Source organism: Plantactinospora sp. CNZ321 (genome assembly GCF_004217235.1).
On sequence record NZ_SHKQ01000001.1, the window covers coordinates 962,242 to 978,264 of the forward strand.

The 16,023-nt window shown below is 72.2% G+C and carries 12 protein-coding genes and 2 pseudogenes; 4 read left to right on the forward strand and 10 right to left on the reverse strand.

Annotated elements, in window-relative coordinates:
- Positions 1-8: 8 nt before the first annotated feature.
- From EV371_RS04185 to EV371_RS04205, 6 genes and pseudogenes are all read right to left on the reverse strand, one after another.
- Positions 9-473, reverse strand: coding sequence for a redoxin domain-containing protein (locus tag EV371_RS04185; protein WP_130460878.1), 465 nt, complete (start codon positions 471-473; stop codon positions 9-11).
- 11 nt (positions 474-484) lie between these two features.
- Positions 485-922: a DUF3052 family protein gene (locus EV371_RS04190; protein ID WP_130460879.1), complete on the reverse strand. Its 438-nt coding sequence runs from the start codon at positions 920-922 to the stop codon at positions 485-487.
- 111 nt (positions 923-1,033) lie between these two features.
- Positions 1,034-3,007: pseudogene (locus tag EV371_RS04195) on the reverse strand (transketolase C-terminal domain-containing protein); the annotation flags it as partial.
- Positions 3,008-3,072: 65 nt separating this feature from the next.
- Positions 3,073-3,523 (reverse strand): annotated as a pseudogene (locus EV371_RS34065) (MFS transporter); the annotation flags it as partial.
- 166 nt (positions 3,524-3,689) lie between these two features.
- Entirely contained in the window at positions 3,690-5,309 is a 1,620-nt protein-coding gene (locus EV371_RS04200) for a mucoidy inhibitor MuiA family protein (protein ID WP_130460881.1), read from the reverse strand.
- Positions 5,310-5,374: 65 nt separating this feature from the next.
- Positions 5,375-5,779 carry a YjbQ family protein gene (locus tag EV371_RS04205; RefSeq protein ID WP_130460882.1) on the reverse strand — a complete coding sequence of 135 codons (405 nt, stop codon included), beginning with the start codon at positions 5,777-5,779 and terminating at the stop codon, positions 5,375-5,377.
- A gap of 268 nt (positions 5,780-6,047) precedes the next feature.
- Here EV371_RS04205 and aceE point away from each other — a divergent pair, with 268 nt between their 5' ends.
- The gene (gene aceE, locus EV371_RS04210) at positions 6,048-8,804 is read left to right on the forward strand and encodes a pyruvate dehydrogenase (acetyl-transferring), homodimeric type (protein ID WP_130460883.1); all 2,757 of its coding nucleotides are present in this window, start codon (positions 6,048-6,050) and stop codon (positions 8,802-8,804) included.
- Between the two features lie 83 nt (positions 8,805-8,887).
- Here aceE and EV371_RS04215 read toward each other — a convergent pair whose 3' ends face one another.
- On the reverse strand, positions 8,888-9,325 hold the full coding sequence (locus EV371_RS04215; RefSeq protein ID WP_130460884.1) for an SRPBCC family protein: 438 nt from the start codon (positions 9,323-9,325) through the stop codon (positions 8,888-8,890).
- A 219-nt stretch (positions 9,326-9,544) separates the two neighbouring features.
- On the opposite strand from EV371_RS04215, the gene gltX reads away from it, so the two are divergent.
- Complete coding sequence (gltX, locus tag EV371_RS04220; RefSeq protein ID WP_130460885.1) at positions 9,545-10,954, forward strand: glutamate--tRNA ligase; 1,410 nt, start codon at positions 9,545-9,547, stop codon at positions 10,952-10,954.
- A 199-nt stretch (positions 10,955-11,153) separates the two neighbouring features.
- Here gltX and EV371_RS04225 read toward each other — a convergent pair whose 3' ends face one another.
- Positions 11,154-11,780, reverse strand: coding sequence for a copper resistance CopC family protein (locus EV371_RS04225; RefSeq protein WP_486484475.1), 627 nt, complete (start codon positions 11,778-11,780; stop codon positions 11,154-11,156).
- 223 nt (positions 11,781-12,003) lie between these two features.
- Here EV371_RS04225 and EV371_RS04230 point away from each other — a divergent pair, with 223 nt between their 5' ends.
- Complete coding sequence (locus EV371_RS04230) at positions 12,004-12,678, forward strand: hypothetical protein (protein ID WP_349338643.1); 675 nt, start codon at positions 12,004-12,006, stop codon at positions 12,676-12,678.
- A gap of 160 nt (positions 12,679-12,838) precedes the next feature.
- On the opposite strand, the gene EV371_RS04235 is transcribed toward EV371_RS04230, so the two are convergent.
- Complete coding sequence (locus tag EV371_RS04235) at positions 12,839-13,477, reverse strand: hypothetical protein (RefSeq protein WP_130460886.1); 639 nt, start codon at positions 13,475-13,477, stop codon at positions 12,839-12,841.
- Between the two features lie 230 nt (positions 13,478-13,707).
- The gene (locus EV371_RS04240; protein WP_130460887.1) at positions 13,708-14,247 is read right to left on the reverse strand and encodes a hypothetical protein; all 540 of its coding nucleotides are present in this window, start codon (positions 14,245-14,247) and stop codon (positions 13,708-13,710) included.
- A gap of 236 nt (positions 14,248-14,483) precedes the next feature.
- Here EV371_RS04240 and EV371_RS04245 point away from each other — a divergent pair, with 236 nt between their 5' ends.
- Positions 14,484-16,007 carry a sensor histidine kinase gene (locus EV371_RS04245; protein WP_130460888.1) on the forward strand — a complete coding sequence of 508 codons (1,524 nt, stop codon included), beginning with the start codon at positions 14,484-14,486 and terminating at the stop codon, positions 16,005-16,007.
- Positions 16,008-16,023 lie beyond the last annotated feature (16 nt).

The window sequence follows — 16,023 nt, forward strand, 5'->3', positions numbered from 1 at the left end:
CGGCCGGCTCAGGCCACCACCATGGCCAGAGCCTTGCGCCAACCGGCCTGGTCACGCGGCTCGCCGGGCTGGTTCAGCTCGGCGAAGCGCACCGTGCCGGCCCGGTCGATGACGAAAGTGCCCCGATTGGCGAACCCGGCGGTGTCGTTGAAGACGTCGTAGGTCCGGGCCACCCCACCGTGCGGCCAGAAGTCGGCCAGCAGCGGGAACTCGAAACCCTCCCGGTCGGCCCACACCTTGTGCGCATAGACCGAGTCGACGCTGATCGTCAGCACCTGGACGTCGTCGTTCTGGTACTCGTGGAGGTTGTCCCGCAGCTCGCCCAGCTCGCCCTGACAGGTGCCGGTGAACGCCAGCGGGTAGAAGACCAGCAGCACGGCTCGGCGACCACGGAAGTCGGAGAGTCGTACCTGCTGGTTGTTCTGGTCCTTCAACACGAAGTCCGGCGCTGGGGCGCCAACCTCGATCGGCATCCGGTTCCTTCCTACTTCCTGCCCTTGGTGCCACGGCGGAGGACCAGTCGAGCGCCGCTCCAGTCCTTGCCGGCGTTGATGGTCGACGTCTGCTGGAGGCCGGCGGTGACCGCCGTCTCACTGATCTCGCTCGGCTCGACGTGGCCCTCCCGTCCGGCCTTGGGCGTCAACAACCAGACCACGCCGTTGTCAGCCAGCGGGCTGAGCGTCTCGACGAGCATCTCGAACAGGTCACCGTCGCCGTCCCGATACCAGAGCAGCACCGAGTCCACGACCTCGTCGGTGTCCTCGTCTACCAGCTCTCCGCAGCGATCGGTCAGGGCGTCCCGGAGATCCTGGTCGACGTCGTCGTCGTAGCCCATCTCCATGACGACCATCCCCGGCTCGATGCCGAACCGGTCCGCCAGACTCCGTACGCCGTCGGCGGCCTGACCAGCGGTCGCGCTCACTGTCACGTGCCTCCTCATCTCCACTGCCAGCGGCATCCGTGCGACGCCGATGACGCAAAGTCCACACAGTTGTTCCCTCGCGCGCAAGTGGCGCACCGGGTCGAAGGGAATTTACCGCGCCAGCAGCGTTCGGGCACCCTGGGTAATGGCCTCTTCGGAGACCAGTACATGACGGGCAGCCGGACCCAGCGGCACAAAAGTGTCGATAGCAGCCACCCTACGGGCAGATCCGACAAAACCGGCATCAACCAGCGCCGCCACCACACCCTCGCCGACCCCGCCGGAGCGGCGCGTCTCGTCCACGACCAGCACCCGGCCGGTCGCCTGGGCCTCCCGGATGATGTCCGCCACCGGCAGCGGGGCCAGCCAGCGCAGGTCCAGCACCCGGACGCCGACATCCTCCTCGGCCAGCTTCGCGGCGGCCCGCAGCGACATGCGAACACCATTACCGAACGTGATGATCGTGACGTCCTCGGCCGAGCCGACGCCGTACACCCGGCCCCGGCCGATCGGCACGTGGCTGGCCGTCCAGCCGCCCGGGCCGAGATAGGGGGCGAGCCACTCCTCGTCACCCTCAGCGTGCAGATCGCGGGTGTGGTACAGCGCGATCGGCTCCAGGAAGACGCAGACACTGCCGTCCACCGCCGCACTGGCCAGGCACGAGCGCAGCATCGGTGCGGCGTCGTCGGCCCGGGCCGGCACCGCGAGCACCAACCCCGGAACGTCCCGGAGTACGGCCAGCGAGTTGTCGTTGTGGAAGTGCCCCCCGAACCCGTCCTGGTACGCCAACCCGGCGATCCGCACCACCATCGGATTGCGGTAGGCGCCCCGGGAGAAGTACTGCATCGTGGCCGCCTCGCCCCGGAGCTGGTCCTCCGCGTTGTGCAGGTACGCCAGGTACTGGATCTCGGGCACCGGCAGCATCCCGCTCAGCCCGGCACCGAGCCCGAGCCCGAGGATCGACGTCTCGTCCAGCAACGTGTCGAAGACCCGGGGCGCGCCGAACCGCTCCCGCAGGCCCTTGGTGACCCCGTACACCCCGCCCTTGACCGCCACGTCCTCGCCGAAGACGGTCATGCCCGGGTGGTCGAGCAGCCCGTCGGCGAGCGCGGCGTTGATGGTCTGGGCCAGGGTGAGCGGGCCGGCCTGCTCCGGCAGCTTGCCGTCGAACGCGGCGCTGCGGGCCGCGGCACCCGGCCCGGCGGCCCGGCCGGCGGCGTCGGTGATCGTCCGCGCGACCCGGACCGGCCGCCGGGGCGCCAGCGGAGCCACGATGTCCGCCGCGCTCTCCAGCTTGCGCTCGCCGAGCACCTCCTCGGCGACCTTGCGGACCTGCCAGCCGACCTCGTCGTAGCGGGCGATCAGCTCCTCCGGGGTGACCAGGCCGGCCTCGGCGAGCAGCCGGGCGGTGGCCACCACGGGATCCCGGTCGACGTCCCGGGCGATCTCGGCGGCGCTCCGGTACGCGATCTCGGCGTCCGCCCCGGCGTGCCCCATCAGCCGCACCGTGCACAGGTGCAGCACGGCGGGCCGGCGGTGCCGGCGCACCCAGGCCGCCGCCTCGACCGCCACGTCGTACGTCTCGACCAGGTCGCAGCCGTCCGCCGAGAAGTACCGGATCCCGGGCTTGGCCCGCAACGCCTGCGCCACCCAGCCGTCCGGCGACCGGACGCTGATGCCGAGCCCGTTGTCCTCGCAGACGAAGAGCACCGGAATGCGCAGCCCGGCGTGGTCGCACCAGCCGGCGGTGTTGAACGCGGCGACGGCGGTGGCGTGGTTCACCGAGGCGTCGCCGAACGAGCAGACCACGATGGCGTCGCTCGGCCAGGCCGGCTCGGCCGCACCGTGCCGCCGGGCCGCACCGCCGGCCGCCCGTCGACCGGCCGGCCGCACCCGACCGTCACCGAGCCGGCGCAGCCGTTCGATGGCGAAGCCGATCCCGACCGCCCGGGGCAGATGCGAGGCGATGGTGGAGGTGGTCGGCACGACGGCCACGGCGGGGTTGCCGAACACCTTGTGCCGGCCGCCGGCGATCGGCTCGTCGGCGGAGGCCACCACCCCGCGCAGCACGTCCCGGGCGGCATCGAGGACCGCGTCCGGCGTGCCGGTCCCGTCGTCGGCGTCGCCGTCCCGGTCCCGGTCGCCGGGCTTTCCGTTGCCGTCCTGGCCGCGCATCGCCTCGGCCACCCGTTCGGCGACCCCGACCCGGTGCGCCGGGCCGTCGTCCTGCCCGGCCCGCGCGGCGAGCCCCTCGGCCTCGGCCTGGACGGCCCGGGCGCAGTAGAACGCGCCGGACCGGTAGTGCAACAGGGCCGGATCGGTGGACCGGACCGCGAGCGCCACCGCCGCGTTGCCCTCGTGGCCGGCGGAGCCGATGGTGTAGAACCCCTCGCCGAAGCTGCGCAGCCAGCGCGCAGCGAGATCAAGGTGCCGGCTGACCAGTTGGGCGTCGAACAGTTCCAGGGCCGTCCGACCGTCGAGCGTGCCGCCGTCCCGGACCGGCTCCGCCGCCGTCCGCCCGGTCGCCGACACCTCGATGGCGCCGACCGCCTCCCGGAACCGTTCGTCGAGATCTTGGGGGGTGGTCACGTCCGACAGCATTACCGACGCCGGCCACCCGTGACCACTCAGACACGTCACAACCGACCGTGGCGTTCGGGTTACCTCGCGGGAAGGTCCCGCAAACCATGGCGATCTCGGGCCGGCGCGCACGTCGACCCGGGCGCCCCGGTCTGGGAGTGATGGCGCTCAACCTGTGGCCCGGCGGCTACTCGCGCCAGCCGGCCAGCTCGACACCCTTGGCCAGCTCCACCCGGAGGCCGAGGAGGATCTCCCGGGAGGCTCCCGGCGGCAGTTCCAGCCGCCAGATCAACTCGCCCAACGCGGCCCGCTCCTCAGGCGCCGGATCGAGGCGCAGCTCGCGGACCGTGATGCCCTCGGCGCGCGAGACCGGAAGCTGGTCCAGCATGGTCACCCGGGCCGGCCGGGGAGTGTGGTTGGCCACCGTCGTCCGGTACTCGACCTCCCGGCGTCGGGTCGAGCCCAGCGTGGCCCTGGTGTCGCTGCGCCGGATCAGCTCCCGCTTCACCCGGATCCGGTCGTCGAGGCCGAGCGCCAGCTCGACCTCCTCCCCCGGCGCCCAGGTCGGCAGCGGCGTACTGCCGACGAAGTCGCCGCCGTGGAAGACCGAGGCCGGTCCGGGCAGCATGGTGTGGGCGGAACCGTTGGTCACGGTGGCCCGCAGGTGCACGTCCGGGGTACGGACCGGCGCGGTGACGTAGTCGAGGGTGGACTCGAGTTCGAGCACGGCGACGACCGCACGGTGTGCCCCACCGTCGGCGGGCACCGCCACCGGGCGGGCCGGCCGGTACGTGGCGGCCACCACGCCCTGCTCCACGGTGGCGGTCGACTGGGCGACCGGGGCGGCCCGGCGGGCTACGGCTCCCGGGGCCGGCGGCGGACCGCCGACCGCACCCGCGGCCACCGCCATCGTCCGGACCGGCGCACCGCCCCTCCCTCGTTCCTGGACCGTCCGGTCCAGCTGGTCCAGATACCAGGGAGTCAGCTCGGGCAGGGCGGTACCGGTGGTCGGACGGGCGGTGGAGAGCTGCAGCTCGCACTCCGGCCAATCCTCGCCGGTGCGCTGGCTGACCAGCCCGAACCAGGTGAGCGTCAGGTTCTCGTCGACCAGCCGCAGGTCGTAGGAGGAGGTCCAGCCCGCCCCCGGCACGACGTACGACAGTTCGAGTCGGACCTCGGCGCTGCCGCTGCCGTCGCCGGGCTGCTCCGCATCGGCGGGGTCGGACCGGACGACCACGTCGGCGGCGAGCCGGTCCGGCTGCCGCTTGCCGGGCAGGGCCGCGAGTTCGCGTTCGACGGCGGCGAGCCGGTCCTGGGTCTCGTCGCGCCGCCGGCCCAGCTCCCGCCGCCGGGCCTGGCTCGCCGCCGTCTGCTCGGCCACCGAGTCGGTGAATCCGAGTACGTCGGCTGGGGTGGCCTCCCCACCGGCCAGCGCCCGGGCGTACGTGCCGCCGGCCCGCTGGGCGAGCCGGGTCAGGAACTCCTCCCGCCCGGTCTCCACCGCGTCCGCGTCGGCCAGCTCGGCCAGCTCGCCGGTCAGCTCGCGGCGCCGCTGCTCCAGCTCGGCAGCGGTCCGGTCGGAGGTGCGCGGCTGCACCTCGGTCAGCACGTCCACCCCGAGGACGCTCGCCGGCCCGTGGCCGCTGACCCGCAGCGAGTCGCGGTGCAGGCCGAGCGGGAGCGGGCCGATCCGGATCCGGTGCTCCCCGGCGGGGAGCTGAAGGTCCGCTCGGCGGGTGACCCGGGCCCGGTCCGGGAAGACCGTGACGGCGACGATCGGTGCGTCGATGCGGGACGGCGGTGTCATCCCGGCGAGGCTACCGAACCGGCGCCACCGCCGCGGCTGCCCTCGGGCGCCGGGGTGGGCGGCGGTCAGCCGGGCAGGAAGGAGAGGCGGACCTGGCGGGTGGAGTTGTCGCCGTTCGGGTCGACCAGGCAGATCGACTGCCAGGTGCCGAGCGCCAACCGGCCGCCGAGCACCGGCAGCGTCGCGTACGGCGCGACGATGGCCGGCAGTACGTGGTCGCGCCCGTGCCCGGGTGAGCCGTGCCGGTGTCGCCAGCGGTCGTCGGTGGGCAGCAGATCGTCGAGGGCGGTCAGCAGGTCGTCGTCCGAACCGGCGCCGGTCTCGATGATCGCCAGGCCGGCGGTGGCGTGCGGCACGAAGACGTGCAGCAGTCCGTCCCCCTTGCCCGCGAGGAACCGCTCGGCCTCCCGGGTGATGTCCCGGACGACCGGCCGGGAGCCCGTCCGGATCGTGATCACCTCGCTCTCCATCCGCCCAGTCTGCCGCAACCGTCCACCCGCCGGGTGGCAGTACGGAACGTCGCCGGATGACGGTACGGAGGGGATGAAATGCCGGCGACAAACCGGGCCACCCTGGGGCGCACTGCGAGGCCTCTTCCGGAAACTCCGGATTTCCGGGCGGTTACCGTCGGGTACCTGTGTCCCGCGTCGCCTATGCCCGGTCTAGAGGTGACGCGGCGAGGCATCAGGGGGCAGGATGGACGCTAGAGACCTACCCAACACAACCTAGGGAACGCCTGTGGCCACGGAACGCAAGCGCCCGGTGATCAGCGACGGCCTGCCGAGCCAGCTTCCGGACATCGACCCCGAAGAAACCAGCGAGTGGGTCGAGTCACTCGACGGTGTCATCGACGAGCGCGGCGCCAAACGCGCCCGATACGTCATGCTGCGCCTGCTGGAGCGGGCCAGGGAGCGCCAGGTCGGGGTGCCGCCCCTGACCACCACCGACTACATCAACACCATCCCTCCGGAGCAGGAACCCTGGTTCCCGGGGGACGAGCACATCGAGCGGCGGATCCGGGCATACATCCGGTGGAACGCGGCGATGCTGGTGCACCGGGCGCAGCGGCCGGAGATCGGCGTCGGTGGACACATCTCCACCTACGCCAGCTCGGCATCGCTGTACGAGGTCGGGTTCAACCACTTCTTCCGGGGCAAGAACCACCCGGGCGGTGGCGACCAGATCTTCTACCAGGGCCACGGCTCGCCCGGGATGTACGCGCGGGCGTACCTGGAGGGGCGGCTGACCGAGCACCAGCTCGACGGCTTCCGGCAGGAGTTGTCGCACCCGGGCGGCGGGCTTCCGTCATATCCGCACCCCCGGCTGATGCCGGACTTCTGGGAGTTCCCCACCGTCTCGATGGGGCTCGGCGCGATCAACGCGATCTACCAGGCGCGGTTCAACCGCTACCTGCAGCACCGGGGCATCAAGGACACCTCCGACCAGCACGTGTGGGCGTTCCTCGGCGACGGCGAGATGGACGAGGTCGAGTCGCTCGGCGCGATCGGCGCGGCCGCCCGCGAGGAGCTGGACAACCTCACCTTCGTGATCAACTGCAACCTGCAGCGGCTGGACGGCCCGGTGCGGGGCAACGGCAAGGTGATCCAGGAACTGGAGTCGTTCTTCCGGGGTGCCGGCTGGAACGTGATCAAGGTGGTCTGGGGCCGGGAGTGGGACCCGCTGCTCGCCGCGGACACCGACGGCGCGCTGGTCAACCTGATGAACACCACGCCGGACGGCGACTACCAGACCTACAAGGCGGAGTCCGGGGCGTACGTCCGGGAGCACTTCTTCGGCCGGGACCCGCGCACCCGCAAGATGGTCGAGGGGCTCTCCGACGACGAGATCTGGAACCTCAAGCGGGGCGGGCACGACTACCGCAAGCTCTACGCGGCGTACAAGGCGGCGGTCGAGCACACCGGTCAGCCGACGGTCATCCTGGCGAAGACCATCAAGGGTTGGACGCTGGGTTCGAGCTTCGAGGGCCGCAACGCCACGCACCAGATGAAGAAGCTCACCCTGGACGACCTGAAGAGCTTCCGCGACCGCCTCTACCTGGACATCCCGGACTCGGCGCTGGAGTCCAACCCCTACCTGCCGCCGTACTACCACCCGGGCGAGAAGTCCGAGGAGATGGAGTACCTGCGCGAGCGGCGGCAGCAGCTCGGCGGCTACCTGCCGAGCCGGCGTACCGATCCGGTGCCGCTGGCGGTGCCGGGCAAGGAGCGGTTCGCCGACGTCAAGAAGGGTTCCGGCAAGCAGAAGATCGCCACCACCATGGCGTTCGTCCGGCTGCTCAAGGACGTGATGAAGGACCGGGAGTTCGGCAAGCGGTTCGTGCCGATCATCCCGGACGAGGCGCGGACGTTCGGGATGGACTCGCTCTTCCCGACCCAGAAGATCTACTCACCGCACGGCCAGAAGTACACCTCGGTCGACCGGGAGCTGTTCCTGTCCTACAAGGAGGCGCTCACCGGGCAGATCCTGCACGAGGGGATCAACGAGGCGGGCTCGGTGGCCTCGTTCACCGCCGCCGGGTCGTCGTACGCCACGCACGGCGAGCCGATGATCCCGCTGTACATCTTCTACTCGATGTTCGGCTTCCAGCGCACCGGCGACGGGTTCTGGGCGGCGGCCGACCAGATGACCCGGGGCTTCGTACTCGGCGCCACCGCCGGTCGGACCACGCTCAACGGCGAGGGACTGCAACACGAGGACGGCCACTCGCACCTGATCGCGGCGACCAACCCGGCCGTGGTGGCGTACGACCCGGCGTTCGCGTTCGAGATCGCGCACATCTTCGAGGACGGCCTGCACCGGATGTTCGGCGAGCGGCCGGAGAACGTCTACTACTACCTGACCGTCTACAACGAGCCGATCCTCCAACCGGTCGAGCCGGAGAACGTCGACGTGGAGGGGCTGCTCAAGGGGATCTACCGGTACTCGCCGGCCCCCTCGGTCAGCGGTGAGGGCGGCGGCGAGGCGCCTCGGGCCAACATCCTCGCCTCCGGCACCGGGATGCAGTGGGCGCTGAAGGCGCAGAACCTGCTGGCCCAGGACTGGGGCGTGGCGGCCGACGTCTGGTCGGTCACCTCCTGGACGGAGTTGCGCCGGGACGCGGTGGAGTGCGAGGAGTACAACTTCCTGCACCCGGGCGACGAGCCGAAGGTGCCGTACATCCAGCGCAAGCTCGCCGACGCCGAGGGACCGGTGGTGGCGGTCAGCGACTGGATGCGCGCGGTACCCGACCTGATCTCGCGGTGGATTCCCGGCGACTACACCTCGCTCGGCACCGACGGCTTCGGGCTCTCGGACACCCGGCACGCGCTGCGCCGACACTTCCACGTGGACGCCGAGTCGGTGACCGTGGCCGCGCTCGCCCAGTTGGCGCGGCGCGGCGCGGTACCGCCGTCGGTGCCGGCCGAGGCCGCGAAGAAGTACGCGATCGACGACATCTCGGCGGCGCCGGTGGGCGAGACCGGCGGGGACTCCTGACGGTCGGTCGCTGAAAACGACCCGAGGGGGTCGCTGAAAACGACCCGGAGGGGCGGGACGTCGCAGCCGCGACGGCCCGCCCCTCAGCCGACCGTGGCCAGCCCGGTGAGCCGGGCGAGCGATCCTTCGAGGTCGGCACCGACCCGGCGCATCCCCCAGCGCAGCAGTGCCCCGCTGACCGGGCCGGCCGGCCAGCGGACCATGATCAGCCGTACCGAGGTGCCGTCCTCCTCCGGGGCGAGTTCGACGTAGACCTCGGTGCGCGCCTCGGCCCGCGCACCCGCGCCCTCGGCCCGTTCGCGCCAGGCGATCAGGGTCGGCTCCTGGTACGCGATCACCTCGGCGTCCAGCGCCCGGCCCGCCGCGTGCACCCGCTGGCGGCGGCCGATGCCCTCCCCGGAGAGCACCTCCGCCTGTCGGACTCCGGCCAGCCAGCCCGGCAGGTGTTCGGCCCGCTGAACCAGGTCCCACACCGCCTCGATCGGTGCGGAGACCCGCGTGCTGCGTTCGATGAGCATCATCCTCAGTCGCCTCCATTGCGGACAACCCGTGACCATTGGCAGCTTATTCACGATTACCGACAAAAACGGACGATTGGCTATCGACACGCCGGAGGGAACTACCGCCGTGAAGTTCGCCGGGACAGGGTGCCGCCGGGCGGGGCGGCGGGCGGGGCGCCAGAAGGGGCGGCGGGAAACCTGGTGGCCGGTCGCCCCGGGGGCGTGCGTAGGCTGGAGCCCGTGACGGTACGCGTACGCTTTGCCCCTTCCCCGACTGGAATGTTCCACGTCGGCGGCGCCCGATCCGCGCTGCAGAACTGGATCTTCGCGAAGCAGCAGGGCGGTGTTTTCGTGCTGCGGATCGAGGACACCGACGCCGCCCGCAACCGACCGGAGTGGACCGAGGGGATCCTCTCCGCGCTGGACTGGATCGGGATCGAGCGGGGCAGCTACGAGGGACCGCACTTCCAGTCCGCGAACGCGGGCGAGCACCGCGCCGCCGCGACCCGGCTGTACACCACCGGCCGGGCGTACTACTGCGACTGCACCCGCGAGGCGATCCAGGCCCGCACCGGCTCGCAGTACCAGGGGTACGACGGCTTCTGCCGGGATCGCGGCCTGGAGTCGGGCCCGGGGCGGGCGCTGCGGTTCCGTACCCCGGACGAGGGCGAGACCGTGGTGGTCGACCTGGTCCGCGGCGAGCCCACCTTCGAGAACAGGCTGATCGAGGACTTCGTGATCGCCCGGGGCGACGGGTCGGCGGTCTTCCTGCTGGCCAACGTCGTGGACGACCTCACCATGGGCATCACGCACGTGATCAGGGCCGAGGAGCACCTGCCGAACACCCCCAAGCAGCAACTCCTCTGGGACGCGCTCGGGGTCAAGCCGCCGGTCTGGGCGCACGTGCCGGTGGTGGTCAACGAGAAGCGGCAGAAGCTCTCCAAGCGGCGCGACAAGGTGGCCCTGGAGGCGTACCGGGACGAGGGCTACCTCGCCGACGCGATGCGCAACTACCTGATGCTGCTCGGCTGGGCACCCTCGGGCGACCGGGAGATCGTGCCGTGGTCGGTGATCGAGTCCGAGTTCCGGCTCGCCGAGGTGAACCCGTCACCGGCTTTCTTCGACGAGAAGAAGTTGCGCGCCTTCAACGGCGAGTACATCCGGGCGCTGCCGGTCGACGAGTTCGTCGCGGCCTGCCAGCCGTGGCTGACCGGTACCGAGACCATCGCCCCGCCGCCCTGGCAGCCGGCGGAGTTCGACCCCGCCGCGTTCGCCGCGGTGGCGCCGCTGGCCCAGACCCGGATCGCGGTACTCAGCGAGATCGTGCCGAACGTCGACTTCCTCTTCCTGGACTCGCCGCTGATCGACGAGGCGGCCTGGGCGAAGAGCATGAAGGAGGGTTCCGCCGACCTGCTGGACGAGGCGATCGCCGCCTTCGAGGCCCTGCCGGAGTGGTCGGCGGAGCCGCTGAAGGCCACCCTGGAGGAGGTCGGCGCCCGCCGGGGACTGAAGCTCGGCAAGACGCAGGCGCCGGTCCGGGTCGCCGTCACGGGTCGCAGCGTCGGGCTGCCGCTCTTCGAGTCGCTGGCCGTACTCGGCCGGGAGCGTACCCTCACCCGGTTGCGCGCCGCCCGACTCCGGCTGGTCTGAGCGGTGGTTGGTCCTCGCGGTCCTGCTGACCACCCTGGCCGCCGCGCTGGATCGTCTTGTGGCCCGTCCGGCCTCGGCCTCGACCTGGCACCCGCCTTCTCCTACTGACCGGCTGGGTGCGCCGCAGTGGTGCCAGAGCTGACCCACGGCGTCGCGCCGCCCCGCCCACGGACGGTCGCCGGTCGCCGGTTGGCGGACCTCAGTTCGTCGAACCGGAGCGGCCTGAACTCCGGCGGCGGAACAGCACCGCGCCGGCCAGCGCGAGCAGCACCAGCACCGCACCGGCGACCCATGGCCACCACGCCGTACCGCCCGGGTCGGCGGCGGGGCCGAGGGGTCCGGCATCGGCCGTCGACGGCGCGGCGGCCGGTGCGGAACTGGCCGGGACGGAGGGGGTCGGCGCGGCCGCCGAGGGCGAGGCGGTCGGGGTGGCGCCCACGGTGAGGGTGAACCGGACCTCGCCCTTCACCGGGTGCCCGTCGGCGGAGGCGACCTGATACCGGACGATGTAGAGCCCGGCGGCCCCCGGCCGGACCGGCACGGTGACCCGGGAGCCGGAGAAGACGGGCTTCCCCGCCGCCGCGTCGACGTTGTCCGGGCCGGTCACCGTGACCCGCGTCGTGGCGGCATCGAGCTTGTTCAGGAAGGTCAGCCGAACGTTCGCCGGAGCCTTGTCGAGCCGGGCGCCGTTGCGGGGATCGCTACCGGTCAGCGAGTTGTGCGCCGCGGCGGGACTGGCCGGCAACAGTACGCTCAGCGCCACCACCACCACGCTGAGTGCCAGCGTCCCGACACGGGTGACCCGGGCCCCCATGATTGCCTCCATCCGGCTACGATTTCGCCCAACTGATCAACGGCTCGCCACTTAGTCGGCCCTAGATCGCAGATAGTTCCAATAACTGCTCGTTCAGGTGCAACCGAGCGGCGTTCTGCGGAGTCTTTGTAGTGAGTACGGCAGGTCCATCCGGGACACTATCGTGCACTCCACCGACCAACCAGCGCGTGACCTGCATCATGGCCACCATCGAGACGGGGCGAGGAGGTCGGCGATGGCCGCAGAGGTGAGTCGTCGACTCGTCGGCGTGGCGACGTTGCTGGTCGCAGCGGCGAGTTGGCTCGGGATCGCGGGCGCCGCACAGGCGAAGCCGGCCGCACAGGCGAAACCCGCCAAGCCGACGGCGGTCGTGCTCAGCGGCAAGGACCTGCCGGCCCCGCTGACCGTCCCGGCGCAGGGCAAGCCGGACCTCTTCGCCGCACTCCTCGACCAGGTCGGCTTCCTGAGGACCGGCGGGGGCAACACCGGGGCGTTGAAGGCCGCCGATCTGGGTCCGAAGTACACCCTCGCGGTGCACGCCGGCGATGCGGCCCAGCAGACCTACGACCTCTACCCGCTGGCCAAGGGCGGGCCGCGGGTCCACCGGCCGGCCCAGCAGCCGGACAAGAGCCGGCCCGGCGCGGCCTGGTTCTTCGGCCGGCTGACCATGGCGGAGACCCTGCTCGCGGCCGGTGCCCCGCTGCCCGAGCAGAACATCACCACCCTGCACGGTGGCGGGATCGGCGGCGGCGAACGGGTGATCCCCGACGAAGCGATCGGCACCGGTGAGGACGTCGACCGCCTGCTCGGCGAGCTGCGGCAGTTGATGCTGCTCAACGGCGCGGTGCTGGTCTCCATCACGCTCGGGCTCGCCGGCATCGCGCTGCTGGTGCGGCGCCGGACCCGCTGACCGGACCGGTCGGGCAGGATACGGAGAGTACCGGTCGGGCAGGCCACGGAGAGCGGGCCCCGCGACGGGCGGGCTCAACAGGGCGCCAACCCGGCAGCGGTCAGCCTGGCAGCAGTCAAACTCGCAGCAGTCAACCCGGGGCCGGTCTGTCCGGCAGGGATCAACACCAGCGGCGCGGTGGACGGTCCCGCCGGACGGGGCGCGGCGACGGGCGTACCGCGCCGTGCCGGTGCGCCCCGGCCCAGCCCGGCAGGTCGGTCTGACAACCCGGCGTACGCCGGCCGGCCGGCTCGTCCGGCGATGACCGCATCGACCCGTCCGGTTCTACCGGCGCGGTGGCCGCCTCGGTGCGCTGCCCCGGGCCGTCGCCGTCCGGCTCCGCCGCGCGGGGCCGGGGAACCAGCCTCGACGACCGTTCACCCAGACTTCCCGGATCGGTCACGGGATGCTCCGAGCCGTCCGGGGCGGAGGCCAGCACTGCCCCCTCCCCCGGCTCCGCGGGATGACACGTCCCGGTCTGGTCGTCGGGTGCCGCCGGTCCGGCTGGACGCGCCCCGGCCCTCGCCGCCGGCCGCGCCGGACCCGGCGGTTCGACCGGGTCGGCGACCGACCGGGGATCCGTGGGCTCGGCACCGGACCTGCCGGGCGTCCCGTCCAGCGGACTCGCCGGCAGCCCGGCGGTGGCGCCACAGACCCAACGGAACCGGCCGACCGGGCCGAGCGGGGGCAGCGGCCCACGATCGCCAAGCAGCGAGTCCTGCCCGTCCTCCGAACAGCCACGCTCGGCGTCATGCGCCATCCAGGCCTCCTCACACTCGCCGCCGGTGGGCGCTCGCCCCGCCGTGCGGTGGCACCCACACCGTTGACGGTGAGCCAGTGCGGGAAAGCGCATCACCGGGACCATGTCACCGTACTGGTCCCGGACGACGAGTTCGACGCCGCTGTGGCGAGAAACCCCAGCATTTCCAGCCTGTGGAAGATCCAGGTCACGAACTGGTCAACCTTCGGCCAACGGAGAGCAGCCGGCGGTCACTTCTGCGCGGTGCGCTTGGGAAAGACGGTCGCCCAGACCGGGAAGGCGACGAGCCAGATCACGATCGCCACGGTCAGCCGCATGATCCAGGCCTGTAGCTCGGCGGTGCGGTCCGGGTCGCCGACCATGAGGATGCCGAGCCAGAGCAGCCCACAGGCGATGGCCCAGCCCAGCAGGCCCTTGGCCCACTCCCGCCACTCGTACCGGGCCCTGGCCCAGCCGCCACTTGGCGGCTTCGTCGGCGGCGGCCCGCCCGCGAACCGGTACGCGAACCGCTGGTCGGCCCAGCGGATCATGCTGTGCCCGAAGGCGACCGAGAAGCCGAGGTACGCCGCGGCCAGTCCGTGCGTGAAGTCGGCGGTGGCACCGGCACGCAGGTCGAGGACGGTAGCGACCAGGATCACAAGATCGATCAACGGCGTACCGAGCAGCAGCAGAGCGCCCAGCCGGGGCATCCGGAGCGGATAACGGGCGATCAGGCCGGCAACGAGCAGTACCCAGAATCCGATCTCGCCCGCGGCGATCACCGCCAGCATCCCGTACCCCCCGATCGTCGCACCACGGTCTTTTCCGGTATGGCGGCGCTCCCCCGGAGGCCGTCGTACGGTCACTGCCACCAGTCTGGTCGGGGCGACCCGCCACGGCCTCCGTACCGGTGTCGAGATCCGGATCCGCCGAAAGAGGTACGCCTACACCCTTCGACGGACCCTGACCGGCCCGTCTCGTCGTCGAGGCCGACGGGAACGGCGCGCCGGTGTGATGGGATCGAGGGGTGACCGCACGGCTGAGTCTGGAGCGCGGGTCCCTGTCCCGGGACGTCGCGGTGGCGTCCGCGTCCCTGGCGGGCGGGCTGTTGATGCTGGCGCTCGGGATCTACAACCCACTCAGCCCCAGCCTGCTGGACGCCCCGCCCGGACTCTCCGTCGGCACCCTGGCGGTCACCTGCCTGGCGGTGGCGCTGCGCCGGGTGGCGACCCGGCTCGGCCTGGCGCTGGGCACCGTCGCCATGGTCGTCGACCTCGTCCACGGGTCGTCGCTGGCCACCGCCCTGGTCTACACCCAGGTGCTCTTCGATTCCTGCGTGTACGGGTCGGCGATGCTCTGGCGCTGGCTGCTCCGGGTCAACCTGGTGCTGACCGGGCTCGCCGTGTTGATCGGGGTCGTCCTGGCGTCCCCGGCCTGGCAGGGCATCGGGCTGGGAGTCCCGGTGGTGCTGATCGGCGTGCTGCCGGTGGTCAGCGGCATCGGCCTGCGGCAGTACCGCGACCAGGCCGCCGCCGAGCGTGCCCGGGCCGAACAGACCGCCCGGCTGGCGGAGCTCGACCGGCGCCAGGCGATAGCGGCGGAGCGGAGCCGGATGGCCCGGGAACTGCACGACGTGATCGCCAACCACCTCAGCGCGGTCGCCATCCACGCCACCGCCGCGCTCTCGGTCTCCGGGCTGGACCGGACACAGCTCGACCAGGCGCTGCGGGTGATCCGGGAGAACAGCGTGCAGGGGCTCGCCGAGATGCGGCAGATGATCGGCCTGCTCCGGGAACCCGCCGACGCCGAAACAGTCCCCGCCCCGGCCGACCCCGGGCCCGACCCGGCCCCGGGCGACCCCGGGGCCGACGTTGCCGGGGACGGTCCGGACCGGCCCGGCGCCCCGGAGCGGTCGCCGGAAGGGCCGGCCGGGGGTGTGAAGGCCAGTCCGGGTGCCCGGTCCGACGCCGACCGGGAGTCGAGCCGAGCACCGGGCCGGGGCAACGATCCCGGCACCGAACCGGCCCGGCTGGGCACGGTCGACGGTCCGGTCCGGGCCCGGCTGGCCGAGGTGAACCGGCTGGTCGGCCAGGCCCGGGACGCCGGCCTGGCGCTACGGTTCGAGATGACCGGCGACGTACGCCCGCTGCCGGTCGGCGTCGACCTGGCCGCGTACCGGATCGTCCAGGAGTCGCTCACCAACGCGCTCAAGCACGGCGCCGGCCCCACCACCCTGACCATCAGCCACCGGCACCGGTCGGTCAGCCTGACCATCGAGAACCCGCTCGCCCACCCCGACGAGCCCCGGGGCGCGGCGGTCGCGGCCGGTGCCGACCTGCCCGGGGCGAGGGCCGGACTGATCGGAATGCGGGAACGGGCGACCCTGCTCGGCGGCTGGTTCGAGGCCGGCCCGTGCGGGGCGAACTGGCGGGTACACGCGGAACTGCCGAACGTCGACGCCCCCGGCCCGACGGCCCGATCAGCGCTCGCCCCCGGCGGTAGCGCCGGGCAGCCCGGCCAGCGGACGGTGTCGCAGACGGTCCGGCCGTGACCGGGCGGCACGACGA